The following is a 19,227-nucleotide window of genomic DNA, read 5'->3' on the forward strand; positions in this document are numbered from 1 at the left end:
TTTATTATTTATAGCTAAGCCTAAAGGTAGCTTGTGTATAGAAATTACCTAGTTGAATACGATCTAGTTGTTCATAACTTTCCAACATGACGAACAATTGCAGTACATCGTTATTATCTTGTAGCCGGAATAGTTGGCTTTCCTCGCCTAAAATCACCCGTTCTCCCTGTTCGTTCTCAATAGCCAAGCCAACCCCATGCTTCATATCCTTCCCACCCAATAAATCCTGTCGCGTCGAGGAGGCGCTTTCACCGTAAAAAGTTATTGAAACCAGATAGCCATTGTTGGCACTTTCTTCGTTCATTTTTACCTTATCGAAGGCGGAGTGTTTTTCCATGACGCAGTTGACGACATGTATTTTTAAAGGAATGGGTGAAGAGTGAGCACCCACTCGGTTAAACGTTGCGTTGCTAATAACCCCTAAAGGGATAACCTGTTCATCGCTAGCCATTTCAATGTGACAAGGCGAGGTGATCACCGCACCGGAAAATGACAGTTTCCCGCGCATTCCTTCCGCTGATTGGTGCGCTGGGCTAGCCGCCGCGGTCCCAACGAAAATGCATAACAGTAATGCCAGTACACTATATGTGCGGTTAAGCTTCATGCCATCCTCCGCTTTATCGGCTCTTATTGTTGATTTTTTCACATTGGCTGTTTCGGCACTGATACTCATTGATCTGCAGACCGCCATAGTCATCCATATACCCAATGCTATAGCGTTCGCCACTATAGCCACCGGTAGCCACCGTTTCTGTCGAGTATGGAGCGATCATGACGCTGTCAAAACCAGGGAAATTGCCGCGATTATCCTGGCTTAAATAGCCAATTGTGATGTAGAAGGGGGTCGGGTTAGCCATTTTTACCGTGCCATTTTGCGCCGTCACCGCGATCTTCTCCTGCCAGATATCCCCTTGCTTTGGCGTAATTGCCGCAGGTCGGAAGAACACTTTTATCCGGCTTTGGATCGCTACCTGCATCACGTTGTTTAGTTCGCTCTTCGGCGGCACTTCTCTGACATTGAAATAAAAAATCGACTCACGATCCTTAGGTAATGCTTTCGCATCTGCCAGTTGCAGGATCCTGACCAGGCTTTTTTGGCCTGAGTCGATACGCTGCATTGGCGGCAGAGCGACTAGCGGACTGGGGATTTTTTCCCCGGCGGCATTCTCAAGCCAAACTTGTGCCAGATAGGGCAAGCTTTTACTCTGATTTTCAAGCATGACGCTGACAGATTGATCGTTACTCCCGAATATCACGCGAGTTCTGTCCAGGTTAATTGCAGCAAAGGTGGCATTGCAGGCTAAAATAGTCATAGCCAATATGGCTAAGCGTAAATTTTTTTTCATTTCTTCATTTCATCCCTAATAAAGTGGCGCAGTCGTGAAACATATGCCTATTGACATGGCAATAAAACCTGACCGGAATAAATAGAACTATCATCGGGTGCGTGGATGCGACATTGTTTATTTTCACCCCATCGTACAGTCAGTTTCTTCTCTGCAGAAATACCCGCAAGATAAACCAGTCCATTTTCACCAACCAAGCCGGATTCGAACCCAGTGCTGTTATCCGTTACCACAGAGCCCAACGGAGGAAAACTGCCATCCTGTAACCGGATCACCGCCATCAGTTGCTGGCCTTTTATGGCACGAATTTTTCGGTAGCCAATAGCACCTTCGGTTAGAGTCTTACTGACAACGGAACTATAAACTTCGACATCGACAGGTAGATTATTGACATCAATCCATACGTCCGATGTTTGATAACTTGATACGCCATTAGCCACGGCAATGCCGTAGTCGTTGGTGACACCAGACCCGTTATTGATTGGGATCCCTTTTACCTGCGCAGCCAGCATGATCCTTGGTTCATCGCCTGCGCTGTTTTGGTGTAGTGCTGCCCCGTAAGGCGTCGCCGTCAATGAACCGTACCAGTTGCCGCTGAGTGAACGATAATCATTATTTTTGACACTACCATTCAAGCCAAATTGCCCATGTGGCGTATTGTGCTGATAATTACCACGGAACACGCCATTGCCTTTCTGGATATCAGGGCTGTTGCCCCCCGCACTGACCCGCCAAGTGTTATTAATGTCCTGGCTATTGTAATAAGAAACGGCCTGACTGAAGCCCCCGCTAGAGCTTTGCTGCGCGTCATAACTGATCTGTTGCCCGGCAGAGATTGGTAAGCTGAATGACAGGAATATCTGATCCTCGTCCTCATAGCGATATTTCAATTTGCTGGCGGTCAGCGTGGTCGATATCCCTCTGAATGGGCCGATATCGAAAATTTTGCTCGCCGACATGCTGTAATTATTGGTCGATGAATCATTCCAATAAATTTTGTGCGTGGCCGACAAATAGAGCGTGACATCTGGCCATGGCACGTATTGGTTCGCGGTTATCGTATACGTTTGTTTGTCATCCCTTGAATAGGTATTGCCACTGACTTTGTCAAGGTACTGATTCAACGACATAAACGTTTTTTCTGAAAAGCGATATCCGGCGAACGTGATCTGGCTGCCGGTGGCCTCAAAACGCTTGGCATAATTGGCCCGAACGCTGTATCCCGTCTGCTTGTTCTGGTGCGCCAGATTTGCAGCCGAACGGGTAACGTCGAAAGAGACAGCCCCAAAGCTTTGCAGGTTTTGGCCTATGCCCAACGCTTGTGCCTGATAGTCACCGTTGGTGGTAATCACTCCGCCGTACAGCGACAAATTATTCAGTATCCCCCAGGAAAGCTCACCGCTATAGAACGCTGGGTCGATGGCGTGATTGTTTCGTCCCTCTGTCGGTTTACCCAGTGCGGTTTTAAACCGAACGCTTCCTTTTCTGGTCAGGAAGGGAATGGTTGCCGTGCTGACCTGATAGGAGGTCACGCTACCGTTTTCCTCTTCAATACGTACATCGAGTGCGCCTTGTACCGCTTCACTCAGATCCTGAATAACAAACGGCCCTGGGGGCACGTTGGCCTGATAAATAATCCGGCTATTTTGACTGATAATCACCCTGGCATTGGTTTTTGCTATGCCAGTGACCTGCGGTGCGTAACCACGCAGGGACGGCGGTAACATACGTTGATCGCTATTCAGTGATACCCCTGCAAAGCGGAATGAATCGAATATGTCCGAGTTAAGGTAGGTTTGCCCACCGCTCAATTTTGCGCCCAACGCTGGTATTGCACGATACAGGTAGACCTGCGCCCAGGTAAATTGGTCACTCCTTGGCCCGTTTGACGAGTGACTATTGGTATACTGGTAATCGCCACGTAGACGCCATGGCCCCATATTGGCACCGGTAGTTCCGTAACTACTGAAATTGGTTGAGCGCGCGCCCTCTTTGGGGACGAATTTGCTGCCTAGCAGGTTGTAGTCCAGCAAGAAACCAGGGACTCCCTCGTCCCACTGTGAGGGGGGAACCCAGTTCTGATCGCGATAATTGAGCCAGGCCTGAGGTATCGTAATCGTTAGGGTCTGTTTCTCTTGATCATAGCGGGCTGTAACTTCAGGATCCTGGTCCAGCGAGAGGCATTGCTGGCCATGCCACGTGGTCAACGAAGAACGGAAACTATCAGTCAAATCGAATTGTTCGACTAATTCTGGCGTAAGGCACACTCGGCTATTTTTTTTACTTTCAGTAGCAATATATTTTATTAAGCGTTGTTCTGGCAATAAGTGACCATTGATCACAATATCCAGCAGATACTCTCCTGGCAGAATGTAGTTCGCCACTTCAAAACGTGATAGGTCAATGTTTTCTCGATCTTTAGCGTCGATAATATGGGTGTTGAATTCGACGGCTTGGCTTGCTGTAGACATACCTATCCCAGCCAAGGTCAAGATAACTAATCTTGTCAGCCTAAGACCCATTGAGATCCGATTCAATGTAAAATACATAGTGAAATCACTTTTTATGTTTTTAGAGAAAGTTAGAACTTTGCTATAGAAAATTAATGGTGATGCTGTTTATTGAGGTGCTGTTTATTGAGGTGCTCTCTCCTCAATACGCTTTATAATTGCAGTTGCCTCAGTAAAAATACAACTGCAATTATTAAGGATGTTTACCTGATGATAGCTAAAATATTATTTATAGTTTAGTGCGTATGTCGCTTGGGAAACGATAGTCCCCGTAGAAACCGGCTGATTGTTTGCTTCAACACGGGCTGCAAAGACCAGCTCATTGTTACCGGTGACCAGATTGATATCTTTTGAGGTATCGCCCACCTTCAGTAGATCGCCATTAGCATCGATCAAACGGATTGCTGCACCCTTTGCACTTCCGGTGTTTGCGACCAGTTCAGCAACGCTGCTGTCTGCGGTGCCACCAAAAGAAACGCCCACTTTTGACATAGCTGGATATTCCACAGCACCTGCAGTTTGTGAAGACAAATCACAATCTTGCAGATGAATGGTGTAGCTAACGTTTTGAGAATATTTGTTGCCGGTTTCAAGTACCTTATTCGCTACCTGACCCATATCGACGTTGATATCTGCATCACCCGGAGCCACGGAGCAAGGTGCGTTGATCACGGTACCCGTGAAATGAATACGGCCTGACCCTTGGTCAGCACCTACAGGGGCATCAGCGAAAGCGGAAGAAGATACCAATGCTGACATGGCAATAATGAAAATATTCTTTTTGGCGTTAAACATGATTCGTCCTTCATAAAGTTACGATAAAACAGTTCGTTCAGACGACTTTCACTACAGATAAAAGTGGCATGAACAACCATATGTAATATCGAAGAGAGCCCATCTCTCTTGCAAATCAATAATACTGATATTTTTCATATCGCGATATAATAATTTGAAAAATAACCATATTAAGAATTAAGTTCCGCGCAAACTATCTGCAGCACTTATTTAGCGTGATTGTTAACTTTTATGTGAATAGTATTGATACTAAATTTCAGTATTTTCTTAAGTTAAGGTCGCTAGCTCTTGATGGCTTTAATGTTTTTATCATTATTTTAACAATTAAAGTCATTAAATTTAATTTTTTGTTATCTTTAAGATAACAATTTGGGGCTGCATTGCATTTTTATGACGAAAAAATCACCGGTAATTATAGTTAACAAATTTTTTCTAGGAGGTTTCTTGAGGTGGTTCTAGCTTCGGGGGGAATCGACGTTGATGCATCTTGATTGGCTTAGGCGATTAAATGCTTGAGGGAGGCTTTTCTCGCGTGTAATGCATGGTTCCGGTAGGTGTAGGTCTGCTTTCGAACAACAGAATTTTATAGCAATCATGATGACTGTCTATTCACAAGCCATAGACAAACTTGTTCGTCACGGTTGTACAATAAAAATAGTGGATTCAATACTATCAATCAGATGGGGCCATTTAATCCATGCTTTCATGTACGTTCACAAGTTTAATTCCACGGTTAATTTTAAATTAAATATCTATTTTTTTCTTTAAAAAAGAATTAAACCTCACATTATTAGGGGGTGAGGAAATTAAATTGATAGGTTTGTTATATCACTATAATCTATTTTATATCAATGGCTATAAGTTAACGTATGAAGTCTATCGAAGATTTTAGATATTTAATGTATTGAACGGGGTAATACTACGATGGCAGCGTCGGCCAAAATAATCAAAGTTCTGATAATCGATAGGGATAACTATTTTACCATCGGTTTATGCCACATAATTTCTGGTTTTTACCGCAGTAAGGGTATTGAGGTGCAATTTATTACTCGGCCAGTAGCTGGGTTCTCGGCAGATATCATTTTTCAAGCGATCGACTATGGTGCCATGTTTAACGTTTGGCACCCCCTACCTTCGAAAGGGCAGACTCCGTTATTTTTCCTGATTCGGGACCAAAAAAATCGCTTGCCATCACATTTATTTCAATCGGTACGAAAAAATGGGACATTATATCGAAATCAACCGATCGATGTTGTCAAGAGCATGCTCGAAGAGGCGATATCTGTGCAAGGATGCCTGTCTCCGAGTACAACGCCCGTCACCAAGGGCTTCACTTTCCGCGAAAGTGAAGTGCTGCGCTATCTGAGACAAGGTAAATCGCACGAAGAAACGGCAAATGTGATGAGGCTTCACGTCAAAACCATAAGTGGGTATAAGCGTTCAGCGATGAGAAAACTGAATTTCAAGCGCAACCAAGAATTATTCCATTGGCTGTTACAAGGCGGGTTATCCAGCTCAGGGAGGAAAATATAAAGTATGAGTTATCTTATTTGACTTCAGGCCCCTGAATCTTGTTACAATTAGGGTGACTAGCCCCCCCTAAATTGAAGAGTGATAGGCATAAAAGAGCCATACCGTAGTTCTTGGCACTGAAGCTTATTTTATCAGGTGAAAAAATGCGTCATCCACAAAGTCCTTTACCATTGGCTAGCCCAATGGGGTTATCTTTATTGCCTCTAGGGTTACTAATGATTTGGCTGATATTACTTAGCCCACTCGCCCTACCTAATATGGGCGGAAGTGGCCTGAAACTACCGCAAAATATCCTGACTTGGGCGGTGATGGCTGCCGTCACTGCCACTCTCTGGTTGACACTACCGGCTAACTCTCCCATCTCCCTTAGCGTAACGGCTCGTTGGCTGCTGCTGGCCGTGGTGATCCTGGCAATTCCCCTATTATATACCTCCCCCCATTGGCAGAGTGCTGGGCTGGCACGCTGGCTTGGGTTGGCTGGCGGTTGGATTTTTTACGTCTCATGGATGCAATATCGCCCACCGCACTTTGCACGACATTGGCTATTTTACGCCATTCTGCTGGCCGCTGTATTCCAGGGGGTGATCGCTCTTTTACAATTGACCTTACCGGGAACCGTACCGGCTTGGTTTGACTACCCAATGAAAAACGGTCGGCCTTATGGGGTTTTCCAACAGGTGAATGTGCTGGCCAGCTTTATCGCTTGCGGATTGGCACTGGCATTGATGCTGTTGTTGTTGCCTGATTTTTCCTTAACTCAGCCAAAAGCAGAACGAGGCAGACGATATTCCTTGGGGTTGGTGCTGGTGCTGTTCCCCGCGTTACTGGTGTGGTTACAGTCACGGATAGGCTGGCTTGGCGGCGGTATCAGCGGGGCGCTGTTGCTCTGGTTGGGATGGCGGCAGGCAAAAAAGCTTACGGGGATCGCAACAGGTTTAATGCTTGTTGGTATCACTATTGCCCTGATTTTTCAAATAAATGGAGGGGTTGAAACGGTTGAACACGCCGCGTCAAATCAGGCCCGGCTGATCATGTTGCAGGACAGCCTAAAGATGATTGTCGAAAAGCCTTGGCTGGGTTGGGGCTACGGCGGATTCGAATACGGCTTTCAGCACTATCGTCTGGCTGCCGGATTATCCACATTGGGTCTTGGCGTGGTGCGCCATCCGCATAATGAAATCTTGCTGTGGTGGGTTGAAGGGGGCATAGCTGCCTTGGCAGGCATGGCGATCTTACTGTGTGCTGGTTTCAGGCTGTTCTGGCTATCTTGGCGAAAACATGGTGTAAGCCTGGCGCTGGTCATCGCGCTTCTCCCTTTGCTGTTACATAGCCAAACGGAATATCCGTTTATACTGTCTAGCGCACATTGGGCCATTTTTTTACTGCTGCTGGCACAGTGGGATCGCCAAACCGATAAGGCCACAGAACGCACTACTTTTCCTTTGATAACTCCCTCATTTTTACGAGCTGTAGTGCCCATGGCTTCAGCCATCGTTTTCATAGTGGCCAGTATTGGGCTGTATGCCAATTTGTCTTTAACCGCCTTTGAGCATAATCACTTCGCGGATATTCAACCTGCTCGCCGTGCGATGGCGTTTGACCCCTGGGTGAATACCGAACGCTGGCATTACGATCAACAGACCCATGCGTTGCTAATGTATAACCAGACCCGCGATCCCCGCCTGCTTGAAAACTATGCCCAATGGGCTCAGGGCTATCTTGCACGACGGATCGATAAAAATGTTTATGCCTCATGGTTAGCTATCGCACAATATCAGCAGGATACCGCCACCTACCGGCGTTTACACCACGAAGCAAACGCATTATTTCCCACCGATCCTCGGTTTTTAACCGATTTGCCTGAGTGAAGAGAGATAAGTTTATACTGGTGTGCACACTATGATCCGTGCGAGCCAACAATGCGCTGGTAAGAGTGGGGCAATCAGTTGGTCTGCTAGCGCAGGTCAGTGGTTTATCATGCGACTAGCTGGTACGGTATTGCCTTTATGGATAGCAAGGAACAGGGAATGTTTGACATTATCAGCGACTTGGCAAGTGTGGTATTTAGAATTATTTTTGGGATACTGGAAGCGATCTACGAAATTGTGAATTGCATTTACTCGTTTACCAAAGGGCGCAGGCGGATACGGGTGTTAATCACCGTATTGGTATTTTTGGTCTTGCTCGGTCTGTTCTATTGGTGGATTGTTAATGCAAGTACGGGGTAAGCCAGTGATGATTTAAATGGGCGCAGCATGCTGCGCCCCTAGGTGTCACGACATCTATCAGGCCTTACTACCTTTCCCAACGCGGCCCCAGACCATCTCGCCCTTATGGAACGTGGCGGTTCTTGGGGAAATACGCGCTACCGCTTCGGCGGAGCAGGAGGCATCTACCAGCACAAAACTGGCATCGTCCTGGGCTTTCGGCCATACGCGTTCACCCTTATCATTCAGCGGCAAGACATCACCGGTGGCGAGCGCCAACGAACGTGACAGGGTTCCCTCATTCGGGCGGACGTAAAGCTGAGCGTAAAGGTTGGCTTTCTCCAACATGTCGCCCAAACCATACGGCGACCAGTGGTCGATCACGCTGTCGGTGCCGGTCATCAAAAACACGCCTTTTTCACGCAGTTGGCTGAGCGGCATGTGCATAGTGCCAATAGGCACCGTGGTGGCAATGGTGATCTGCTGTGCTGCCATACGGGTAGCAATCTCATCCACCTGCTGTTCATTCATCATTGCCAGCGCAAAGGCGTGGCTAATGGTCAGCTTGCCCTTTAACTGTGGCGTTTTCTCAACGGTTGCCACCATGTAATTCACCGCCGCAATGCCTGCCGGGCTGGTTTCGTGCAGGTGGATGTCCACCCCTTTGTTATAATCCAGTGCGATCTGGAACATGCTATCGAGCGACTTTTCCATGGCGCCATCGACATTGGTTGGATCCAGCCCACCAACGTAGTGCGCTCCTGCCTGCATTGCCTCACGCATCAGCGGCTCTGATTTCGAATACAGCAAGCCATGCTGTGGGAACGCGACAATTTCGCAGTCAAAACCGGATTTGCAGCGAGCCAACACTTCTTGCAGATTCTCCAGGTTTTTCAGGCCGGAGGTCGGCTCAACGTTGCAATGGCTGCGAGCGGTGGTGGAACCGTAGGACTGAATCAGATCGATCAGCTTTTCGGCCCGCTCTTGGGTGTAAGGTTGCAGTTCCGGCAACAGCTTCTGCTCCAGCCGAATCATATCTTTGATGGTGGTGCCCGCTGGGCGATTCAGCGAACGCCATGGGCCGCCGTAAAAAGTTTTGTCCAGATGGATGTGCATATCACGCATGGCGGGCAGCATCAGTTTGCCGCCAGCGTCGTAGACCGGCAGCGTACTGTCCGCATGCTGGCGGTTATCGCGCAACGCAACGATCTTGCCCTGGTTGATCTCCAGCGTTTTCAGTTCGGTGCGGGTGCTGACCGGGGTTGCCCCGTCAAACTCAAAACCCGCCTCTAGCAGCACGTTATCCAGATAATAGTGCGGGTCGGTAATTTTCATGCGCTGGTCTGCCTCACAGTTCGTGGTTGCCGGGTTAGCAGCATAACCGACGGAGGAGGTTGCGCCCAATAGTGCGCAGGCCGCAGCTACTTTGCCACTATGGCTTAAAAACTCACGGCGGCTTTTGTTCTCATTCATCTGTTGTTGCCTCTCAGAGGTTAACGATATGGGTGCCCGTTTCACCGCGCAGTGCGGCGGGGAGGCAATCCGGCGAGGTGATGACGACGCGTTTGCCGCCATCGCGTAAGAACGCCAGGCTGGCGACGATCTTCGGCAGCATGCTGCCAGCAGGGAAGTGGCCTTCTGCCATATAGCGGGTCATTTCGGCCACGTTCACCTGGCCTAACGCTTGCTGATTCGGTTTGCCAAAGTGAATGCACACTTTCTCTACGCCAGTGGTGATCACCAGTACGTCGGCACGGATTTCCCTGGCGAGCAGGGCAGTGGACAGATCTTTATCGATCACCGCATCGACGCTTTGGTAATCCCCTTGTGAATTACGCGCTACAGGGATGCCACCGCCGCCTGCTCCGATCACCACAAACCCCTGTTGCGTGAGTGCCTTGATTGCGTCGGCCTCCACGATCCTGATGGGTTCCGGTGAGGCGACCACCCGGCGATAGCCGCGCCCGGAGTCTTCTACAAAACGCCAGGTGGGGTATTGCTGCAATAACGCATCGCGCTGTTGTTCGCTAAAGAAAGCGCCGATCGGTTTGGTGGGGTTGGTGAAACCGGGATCCTGTTTATCCACTTCAACCTGCGTGATGACGGTTACCGCTTTCTGCCCGCCATGCTGTGCCAGGCGGTTATTGAGTGCCTGCTGAATGAGATAGCCGATACCGCCTTGGGTATCCGCCACGCAGTTGGCCAGCGGGGTCAGCGGCAGGCCTTCATGTTCGTGGGCCACTTCGGCACGGCGCAATTCCAGCCCCACCTGCGGGCCGTTGCCGTGGGTGAGGACGATGTGGTAATCCGATGCCAGCATTTCCAGCACCGAGTCTGCGACCTTTTTCACCGCCTCGGCCTGATGTTCCACTGTCTGGCTGGCGTTGTCTTTGATAATGCTGTTGCCACCAATGGCGACGACGACGAGTTCTTTCATCTGGGTTTTCCGATTAAAAAGGCCGTTTAAATAGGGGCGGGAGCTGGTGATTGCCCCTCACCCTAACCCTCTCCCACAGGGAGAGGGAACCGATCGAGTTCGTTGATTTTTCTGCGTAATAACTCATCCACCTTGTTTTTTCACCCAACTGAGTCCGTTGATTTTTCCGTGTGATACCCTCCTTTTATTACTCCTTACTTTCCGAAGCTGCACGGGCTTGCCATGCGCTCGGGGCAGCTCCCTCTCCCTGTGGGAGAGGGTTGGGGTGAGGGGTCAGGCGGTCTTGGTTGGCTCCTGAACTGCGGCGGCCACCGTTTCACGGCTATCGAGAAAATGTTTCAGCACAAACATGGCCGCCATCATCAGGTAAGCCAGCGTGAACAGCAACGAGCTTCCCTCGGCAAAGCCCACGGCTGGCGCATGGATCACGCCGAACAGCGCCAGCAGTGCGCCGGTTGCCGCCGCCACCGCACCACGCAGCGGTTTGTTGATGATGGCGAAAATCGCGACACATCCCCACAGCATACTGGCCAGCGGCGCACCGCTACCCAAATGCACCAGCCCCTGGTAATACACGCCTTTGCTATGCAGCAACTCTGCGCCCAGCTTGGCTCCCGAGGTGCCCGCCGCCCCCAGCACGCTGTTGACCATGGTTAATCCCCAGTTGGCGATCCACGGGAACAGGCAGATGAAGATCACCGGGACCTCGATCTTCGGCGTTTCCCTCACCACCTGGTTGGCGGTGACCACGCCGATAAATACCAGGATTGGCACGATCGCCGTCATCGGGATCACGGCCAGCATAAAGGCACCCAGCCCGAACAGCGGTACCAGGAACATTGTCACGCCGGAAGCCAAGGTGTAACCGATACTGGCGCCCATCGCTTTCCAACCGGCGTGGCCCACATATACGGTCACCGGGAACGGGTTACCCAGCAGGCAGCCGAACATGGAGGAAAGGCCGTTGGCCATCATCACTTTGCGGGTGTTGTATTCATCCCCGGCGGCGTGCGCACTCTCGATGTTCTCCAGGTCAAAGATGTAGTTCGCCAGCCCCAGCGGAACGGCAGAGGCCAGATACGGCAGCGCGTGCGGCAGGCCCTGCATAAAGCTATCGACATGGAACCCTGGCGGGTTAAAGCCAAAGGAAGACATCGAGGCTTTAATCGCATCCGGGCTTTGCAGGCCGGAGATCCACGCCAGCGCGGTACCGGCGATCAACAGCAGCAAACCGGTCGGAATGCGGGCGAATATAGGCTTTTTGCCAAACCAGTTGATAAAGATCAGCAGCAGCACGATGAACGAAACGGTCGGAGCTTCGAACGCTTGCAGCATCGGGTTCATCGCCAGCAGCAACAGCCCCAGGCCGGAAAGGCAAGAAAGCAGCACGGTGCGCGGGATCATCTTGCGGATGGTTTCGCCGAGGAATGAGCCGCCCACCAGGATCAGTGCTTCAACAAAGCACCACACCAGGCCGATCGAAATGGCAAAGTCCGCATCGCCGGTGGACTGATAAACCGGCATCAGCACCAGGAAGGTCACGGTAAAAATGGAAGGTGCGCTCGGGCCGGAAGGCAGCGCGGTCACATCGCTCCGCCCGGTCTGGCGAGCCATTTGCAGGCCGAACCAGGTGTAACAGATGCTGGCCATCATCACGGCCAGGCCAAAGGCCGGGGCTATGCGTCCGTAGACAATCTCTTTGGGGATACCCACCACGAAGATGAGTAACCCCATCATGGTGAGCAGGTTGGTCAGGTTATTGGTCATCAGCCCGAAGTAGGCTGCCCAGTCACCGCGTTTCCACTCTAATTTCATTTTGTTCATGGAAAATCCTTCACAGGTCGTTTAACAACTCTCGACGATCCACGGGATCGCCATTGGTCCTGCAGGTGAACAACTCTCTGGTGTCAGGTGGGGCTAACGCTGGGTTAGCCCCGTTATTTTTTTATTGGCAGTAGTGGTCGCGATAACTCAGTATTGCTTTCTCAAAACAGGTGAACGGCGGGTGCACAATCCCGGCACCGATCATGCCGATCCCTGCATCCTTATGGGCGATGGCGGTGTTGATCACCGGCAGGATGCCGCTGCTGCCGACCTTGGTAATATCGATCGCCGTTGGGATCCCCATAAACGACAGCAGGGGAATGGTGACGTTGGGGTTTTCGCCCAGGGTGATTTCACGCATCTGGCGCGAGAAATCAATCGCTTCATCCACCGTGCCCCCTACCAGTGCGACGATGGCCGGAGCGGTCGCCATGGCAAAACCACCAATGCCGTAGGTTTCGGTGATGGCGCTGTCGCCGATATCCAGCCCCGAGTCTTCAGGTTTATAACCTGCAAACATCGGGCCGATAACCTGCTGTGCCGGGCCGGTAAACCACTGGCCCGGTAGCCCGCTGATGCGCAGACCAAACTCAACGCCGTTACGTGCCATGGTGGTAACCACGGTGCTGTACTCAATACCGTGCGCCGCATCCATTGCCGCTTTACACATTGCCATCCAGGTTGGGCCGGAGAAGTAATCGCTGCTGGCGACAAAGTCGAAGACCTCGCGCTGCTGTTCAACCGGGTAGCCCGCCTGGATAATCCACGGCGTCAGCGCCTGGATCAGCAGCGTAGTGCCCGCATTGTTGCGGTTGTGGCACTCGTCACCCATATGCAGCGCCTGTGCCAGCATCAGCCGCAAGTCGATCTCACCGGCCAGCTTCATCGCATCGCGCAGCATCGGGCCTTGCACATCGCGCATCCAGTTCAGTCGGTCGATCACGCTCTGGTCATTGGCCCCCATGCGCAGGATCTTCGCCATCTGCTCGCTCATATTGGTATAAGCGCGGTTGCCGTAGGTTTTATTTTCGACGATATGCATAAACATTGATGCAGAAGTCACGCCCGCCATCGAGCCAACGCAGTCGTGTTCATGGCACGGCGAGAAGATGATTTCCCCGGAGGCTGCCAATTCTGCGGCTTCGTCGAGGTTGGCCGCCAGTCCTTCAAACACCAGCGCACCGGTGACCGCGCCCTTCATCCCACCGCACATCTTCTGCCAGGTGATCGGTGGGCCTGCATGTAAAATGGTGTTGCGCGTCATACCTGGGACGACGTTGATCGCCTGGTCATAACCTACCAGCACCGGATGCGACTGAATAATGCGTTCCAGCGCCAGTTTGTTGGCGGCAGCCACTTTCTCGGCAAGCGCGGGGGAGGCAATCTGATCGAGGGCCTCAACCACCGCCATATTACCTTGGCCCGGCGGAGTCCAATCGAGCTGGGTCACTGGCACATGCTGTTTTTTCAGGTCATCACTGAACATGGCGATACCGACGTTAATCACGTTCAGCGGTTGGTTAAATAACGAGTGGCTCATCAGGCTTTCCCTCCTTTACAGACAAATTCACGCGCCAGCAATCCGGTATTGGTGCTGCTGCTCGCCCAGATCACGCCCGCATCGGTGAGCATCTGGCACTGCTGCTGTAGCGACGGCGTATCGAGATCGGTGCCCAGCACATAGCCAAGGATCTCCAACGGTCGGCTCTCGCTGGCCGCAATGGCTTTGGCCTCTGTGATCGCCTCGATCATTACGCCCACCGGATCTTCGTGAGAGCCAAAGCCCAGCACGAAGTCCATCACGATCACGCCAACTTCTGGGTCGCGCGCTTCCTGCAACAGACGTTGGATGCGGTTGGTCGGGTCGATCATCGGGTGTGGTTTGCCATTGGTGAAGTCGTCATCGCCAAAGTCGAGGAAGGTGTGTGCCACACTGCGGTTAAGGTCTTGCAGGCGCATGGCCGGGTCGGGTTGAATATTGCTGTAGACATCGTCGTATTTTTCCAGTGCGGCAAACATCGCTTCGTCGCACAGGGTGCCGCCACAGAACAGGCCACGAATGTATTTTTGCTGCGGCGTCAGCTTGGCACGGACTTCTTCAATCAGCGGCCAGTTGAGTGGATGCAGGTCGAGGGACTCTTCTTTGATGCCGGTAAGCAGCACGGCCTTTAACGCTGCCTGCTTGGTTGCACGCGCAAACTGTAACCCTGGCTCATCGGCTGGTGGCTCATTGCGCCCAAGGAAGCAAACCACTACGGGTTTACGGCAGGCACGGGCGCGCTCGAGCACGGTGTGTGCCACGGCTGGGGCAGGGGGTTTGGAGACCAGTACAATCACCTCTGTACCGTTGTCGTTCTCTAGCATCTCTATCGCATCCAGCATCATCCGGCCGCCGATCTTTTCACTCAGATCGCGCCCGCCGGTGCCAATCAGCTGCGAAATGCCGCCGCCAAACTCATGGATACGTACGCTCAGCTCCTGGCTACCGGTGCCGGATGCGCCGATAATACCGATGTTGCCACGGCGAACCGCGTTACCAAAACACAGGGCGGTGCCATTAATAATGGCGGTGCCGCAGTCTGGCCCCATCATCAGCAGGCCTTTTTCATGCGCCAACTGTTTCAGCGCCAATTCGTCCTCGATGGAGACGTTATCGGAGAACAGCATTACGTTGAGATCGTTTTCCAGCGCTTGACGAGCTTCACGTGCCGCGTACAACCCGTTGACCGAGATCACCGCGAGGTTGCTCTCCGGGATATGCGTTTTCGCACTGGCGAGGGTGGCGTAGCGCGCTTCGTGGCGGCCACCTTTATCTTTGTGGGTGAACAAGGCTTCGATCGCTTGCAGGGTTGCCTCATTAGCTTCATCGCTGGCGCCCTTAATCACGATCATCAGATCGCCGTTTTTGGCGGCTTCCAGCTCTGGGGTTAACAAGCCCAGATTCTCCAGCACCCCTTTGTTCATCTCCGTGGCCATGGCCACAAACGCTTGTTCAACGCCTTCAAGTTTGTTCGCTTTAGTGGAAATAGACATCAGCGAAACAGAGTCAAACCAGGTGTTGTTTTTTACCACTATCCTGATGGACATATTTTTCTCCAAAATATGAGGTCAAGAGGCAGGCATCGGCCATGCCATACAGCATGTCGCAACCCGAACTTGAACCAATCTGTTTAATCTTGTTAATGGTATCGATAATAAGGTGACGATCGTCGTGTATTAATTTTTCTAACAGGTGACTTATCACCTGTCGGTAACGCTGATTGATTGCCGCCTCTAAGGTAATAGCGCTTAGCAGCGTGGTTTTATGTTGTGCTTTTTCCAGCACCGCCAGAAAAACCTCGCGATACTTTTGTGCCGGATGACCGGGCAACAGTAATATAGAGCAAAGCCCAACCAGATAATCATCCCCAGAAGGCGTCAGGCCAATTCCCAAACCAATGAGGGAATGTAAGGCCTCGTCGGGATCTTCATCGCGCCGTATAGCCAGAAATAACGCATCACGATGCAGTTGTAATAACCTGGCCATTTCCCGATAAAATATATTATCGCCACGGTAATTAAACAGCGAATTACCGGATGAAGCCTGTTGATTAATGCATTCTCCCCATTGTAACCAGTCAATAGATGCCCGGTTTTTATCGGTTAAATACAGGTCAGGTTGCTGCCATATATCGCAGTGGGAAAAATCAACCCAACAATGTTTACCTATTTCAATGCCGCCCTGAGAGAACTCGACGCGATCTCCTGGGCTAAATATCTGGTCACAGTGCCTGAGCGCTATGCGGCAACTATTGGGGGCGTTATCGTACTCGTCGCTTAATAACGTGTAGAGCATGTTCTGCTCGGGGACGAACAGGTTTACCGCGCGGGAAAAAACCTGTTCGACCTGCCCACTTAGCCTCTGGCGGGGGAACGCCACCTCCGCCGATAACGCTGTAATGCACTGCCGTTGCGGCTGTGCGATGGCATTTCTCCTCTGTTAAGCGCCGGCGGCAACCAGCAGTTCAGCAATTTCGTGATAGCCTTTTTCACGGGCCAGCGTCAGAGGCGATTTACCATATTTGTCGGTCATATGTGGATTAGCACCGTGCTCGAGCAGTAATTTGACAATCTCTTGCTGTTTCGCACCGCCATCATTCAACACTATGGCTTCCAGCAGCGGCGTCCAACCGACAAAGTTGGTGTGATTGACGTTAATTTCGGTACGCGTTAACAATTCACGCACAATATCGACGTGGCCTTTTTCACTGGCCGGGGTAATACCTACGCCGCCAAAGCGTGTTAAGCGGTCCAAATCCGGGTTTGCTGGCAATACCAGGCGTAGCAGCGTTAAATCGTTATTCAGGCAGCTCAGCAGGAAGGGGTTAAAACAGGTCTGATCCTGCTTATCAATATCGGCACCGGCAGCGATTAATAATTCCACGCAGTCGTAATGTTTATTCAAGCTGGCAAGCGTAATTGCGGTGCGGCCCTGGCGGTTGGTGGCATTGATATCCGCACCTTCAGTCAGGCAGCTTTTCAGCGCGTCGCTGTCACCCTTTTCCGCCGCAAAAAGAAACTCTGTGATTAGCGCTTTATCAGACATATTCTAGCTCCCTGTTTTTTTAGTGGGATTGGATGCTTTCATTGCTACTGAGAATAGCAACAGATGCTGGATAAAAACATCCGCTTAAGAATCATTCATCGCAAAGGGTGTAATTGTTGAAAATAATTCAACAATAAAGACAAACTGTGCGTCGGCGCAATCTTTCTCTTATGTTTTGCGCCTTTTGCCACGGCAAACGTCTCTGCGGGGAATGGGCTTTCACCTCGCGCCACATCAGGCTCCAAACTAATAATCAGAAGTGTGATTGTCTTCAAATCAGTTGTGATCGCAGTGTTAAATTTTGTTCAATACTGGTTGCGTGCCATAGGATTTACAAATACATTCAACAATGCGGCGGCCCCTCACCCCAACCCTCTCCCACAGGGAGAGGGAGCTGCCCCGAGTGCATGGCTAGCCTGTGCAGCTTCGGAAAGTGGGATGCAAAAAGAAGGTGAATGAGGTTTTACGCAAAAAATCAGCAAACTCGATCGGTCCCTTTCCCCGCAGGGAGAGGGAGCTGCCCGGAGTGCGTGGTTGGACCGTTCAGCTTCGGAAAGTGTGGTGCAAAAAGAAGGTGGATGGGTGATCATCGAAATCGATCTGTTTCCATAGGGAGAGGGAGCTGCCCCGAGTGCATGGCGAGCCCGTGCAGCTTCGGAAAGTGGGGTGCAAAAAGAAGGTGGATGAGGTTTTACGCAAAAAATCAGCAAACTCGATCGGTCCCTTTCCCCACAGGGAGTGCGAGCTGCCCGGAGTGCGTGGTTGGACCGTTCAGCTTCGGAAAGTAGGGAGTGAAAACAAGAAAGGCGAGGTATGTTGTGACCTAGCCAAAGTGAGTCACGATAATTTCAAACACACTCGATCGGTCCCCTCTCCCTGTGGGAGAGGGTTAGGGTGAGGGGTCTATGAATTCTATTTTTACCGAAGAAAATCTGTTGGCATTTACCACCACGGCGCGTTTTGGCAGCTTCAGCAAGGCGGCCAAGGAGCTGGATCTGACGACCTCGGCCATCAGCTATACCATCAAACGGATGGAAACCGGGCTGGACGTCGTGCTGTTTAACCGCAGCACGCGCAGCATCGAACTCACCGAGTCCGGCTTTTACTTCTACCGTAAAGCAACCGACCTGCTTAACGACTTCCATGCCATCAAGCGCGGTATAGATACCATCTCTCAGGGTATAGAGGCGCGGGTGCGCATCTGTATCAATCAGTTGCTCTACACCCCTCGGCATACCGCCCGGCTGCTACAGGTGTTGAAGAAGCAATTCCCCACCTGCCACATCACGGTGACCACCGAGGTGTACAACGGCGTCTGGGATTCCATCATCAACAACCAGGCCAATATCGCCATTGGTGCACCGGATACGTTGCTGGACGGCGGCGGCATTGATTACACCGAGATCGGCGCCATCCGTTGGGTGTTCGCCATTGCGCCCGATCATCCATTGGCGTTTATGCCAGAGCCGATCTCTGAGAGCCAGCTACGGCTTTATCCCAACATCATGGTGGAAGACACCGCGCATACCATCAACAAGAAGGTGGGGTGGTTGCTGCACGGGCAGGAAGCGATCCTGGTGCCGGACTTTAACACCAAGTGCCAATGCCAGATTTTAGGGGAGGGGATTGGCTTCTTGCCGGAATATATGGCGCGTGAGCCGGTAGCGGAAGGGCTATTGGCTACCCGCGCCATTCATAACCCACGGCAGGATTCCAGCATGTTGCTGGCGACGCAGCATGCGGCAACCGGGCAGGTCACCCAGTGGATCAAAAAGCAGTTCGCTCCGGGTGGGGTGCTGACCGGGATTTATGGGGATTTGCTTTACCGGGAGTGATTTGGGGATCTTGGTGCCTAAAATTTTCTTACACTGGCAGAGAGTAAACTGCACCTTAAAGTTGGCTAGTCACAAATTAAGGTGCAGTGGGTTATGGCGAAAACAGCCCCTTCCCATAAATGCGTATTGGGAGTCATCGCTGGTTTTATCAAATA

At 51.2% G+C, this 19,227-nt stretch carries 15 protein-coding genes; 4 read left to right on the top strand and 11 right to left on the bottom strand.

Annotated features, from left to right (window positions below; genetic code table 11):
• Positions 1-4: 4 nt before the first annotated feature.
• From WN53_RS15000 to WN53_RS15015, 4 genes are all read right to left on the bottom strand, one after another.
• Positions 5-673, bottom strand: a complete 669-nt coding sequence (locus tag WN53_RS15000; protein ID WP_235166967.1) for a fimbrial protein — start codon at positions 671-673, stop codon at positions 5-7.
• The gene (locus tag WN53_RS15005; protein ID WP_051346295.1) at positions 618-1,313 is read right to left on the bottom strand and encodes a fimbrial biogenesis chaperone; all 696 of its coding nucleotides are present in this window, start codon (positions 1,311-1,313) and stop codon (positions 618-620) included. Before WN53_RS15005 ends, WN53_RS15000 begins: the two co-directional genes overlap by 56 nt.
• Before the next feature lie 80 nt (positions 1,314-1,393).
• Positions 1,394-3,817 carry a fimbria/pilus outer membrane usher protein gene (locus tag WN53_RS15010; RefSeq protein ID WP_244887722.1) on the bottom strand — a complete coding sequence of 808 codons (2,424 nt, stop codon included), beginning with the start codon at positions 3,815-3,817 and terminating at the stop codon, positions 1,394-1,396.
• Positions 3,818-4,081: 264 nt separating this feature from the next.
• Positions 4,082-4,651 (bottom strand): fimbrial protein, encoded by a 570-nt coding sequence (locus tag WN53_RS15015; protein ID WP_024484816.1) that lies wholly within the window; start codon positions 4,649-4,651, stop codon positions 4,082-4,084.
• A gap of 924 nt (positions 4,652-5,575) precedes the next feature.
• On the opposite strand from WN53_RS15015, the gene WN53_RS26860 reads away from it, so the two are divergent.
• The 3 genes from WN53_RS26860 to WN53_RS15030 all read left to right on the top strand — a co-directional run bounded on the left by WN53_RS26860 (position 5,576) and on the right by WN53_RS15030 (position 8,412).
• Entirely contained in the window at positions 5,576-6,184 is a 609-nt protein-coding gene (locus WN53_RS26860) for a LuxR C-terminal-related transcriptional regulator (RefSeq protein WP_052754319.1), read from the top strand.
• A 215-nt stretch (positions 6,185-6,399) separates the two neighbouring features.
• Complete coding sequence (locus WN53_RS15025; RefSeq protein WP_051346377.1) at positions 6,400-8,052, top strand: PglL family O-oligosaccharyltransferase; 1,653 nt, start codon at positions 6,400-6,402, stop codon at positions 8,050-8,052.
• Between the two features lie 159 nt (positions 8,053-8,211).
• Complete coding sequence (locus WN53_RS15030) at positions 8,212-8,412, top strand: hypothetical protein (RefSeq protein WP_024486344.1); 201 nt, start codon at positions 8,212-8,214, stop codon at positions 8,410-8,412.
• A 57-nt stretch (positions 8,413-8,469) separates the two neighbouring features.
• Here WN53_RS15030 and WN53_RS15035 read toward each other — a convergent pair whose 3' ends face one another.
• The 7 genes from WN53_RS15035 to WN53_RS15065 all read right to left on the bottom strand — a co-directional run bounded on the left by WN53_RS15035 (position 8,470) and on the right by WN53_RS15065 (position 17,237).
• The gene (locus WN53_RS15035; RefSeq protein ID WP_024486345.1) at positions 8,470-9,864 is read right to left on the bottom strand and encodes an amidohydrolase family protein; all 1,395 of its coding nucleotides are present in this window, start codon (positions 9,862-9,864) and stop codon (positions 8,470-8,472) included.
• 13 nt (positions 9,865-9,877) lie between these two features.
• Positions 9,878-10,828, bottom strand: coding sequence for a carbamate kinase family protein (locus WN53_RS15040; protein ID WP_024486346.1), 951 nt, complete (start codon positions 10,826-10,828; stop codon positions 9,878-9,880).
• A 273-nt stretch (positions 10,829-11,101) separates the two neighbouring features.
• Entirely contained in the window at positions 11,102-12,652 is a 1,551-nt protein-coding gene (locus WN53_RS15045; protein ID WP_024486347.1) for a xanthine permease, read from the bottom strand.
• Positions 12,653-12,773: 121 nt separating this feature from the next.
• Positions 12,774-14,192, bottom strand: coding sequence for a YlbE family protein (locus WN53_RS15050; protein ID WP_024486348.1), 1,419 nt, complete (start codon positions 14,190-14,192; stop codon positions 12,774-12,776).
• On the bottom strand, positions 14,192-15,739 hold the full coding sequence (fdrA, locus tag WN53_RS15055) for an acyl-CoA synthetase FdrA (protein ID WP_024486349.1): 1,548 nt from the start codon (positions 15,737-15,739) through the stop codon (positions 14,192-14,194). Before fdrA ends, WN53_RS15050 begins: the two co-directional genes overlap by 1 nt.
• The gene (locus WN53_RS15060) at positions 15,699-16,592 is read right to left on the bottom strand and encodes an oxamate carbamoyltransferase subunit AllH family protein (RefSeq protein ID WP_024486350.1); all 894 of its coding nucleotides are present in this window, start codon (positions 16,590-16,592) and stop codon (positions 15,699-15,701) included. The genes fdrA and WN53_RS15060 overlap by 41 nt, the downstream gene beginning before the upstream one ends.
• A gap of 39 nt (positions 16,593-16,631) precedes the next feature.
• Entirely contained in the window at positions 16,632-17,237 is a 606-nt protein-coding gene (locus tag WN53_RS15065) for an ankyrin repeat domain-containing protein (protein WP_024486351.1), read from the bottom strand.
• A 905-nt stretch (positions 17,238-18,142) separates the two neighbouring features.
• On the opposite strand from WN53_RS15065, the gene WN53_RS15070 reads away from it, so the two are divergent.
• The gene (locus WN53_RS15070; RefSeq protein WP_021180041.1) at positions 18,143-19,072 is read left to right on the top strand and encodes a LysR substrate-binding domain-containing protein; all 930 of its coding nucleotides are present in this window, start codon (positions 18,143-18,145) and stop codon (positions 19,070-19,072) included.
• The last annotated feature ends 155 nt before the right edge of the window (positions 19,073-19,227 follow it).

The organism is Serratia fonticola (genome assembly GCF_001006005.1).
GTDB lineage: Bacteria > Pseudomonadota > Gammaproteobacteria > Enterobacterales > Enterobacteriaceae > Chania > Chania fonticola.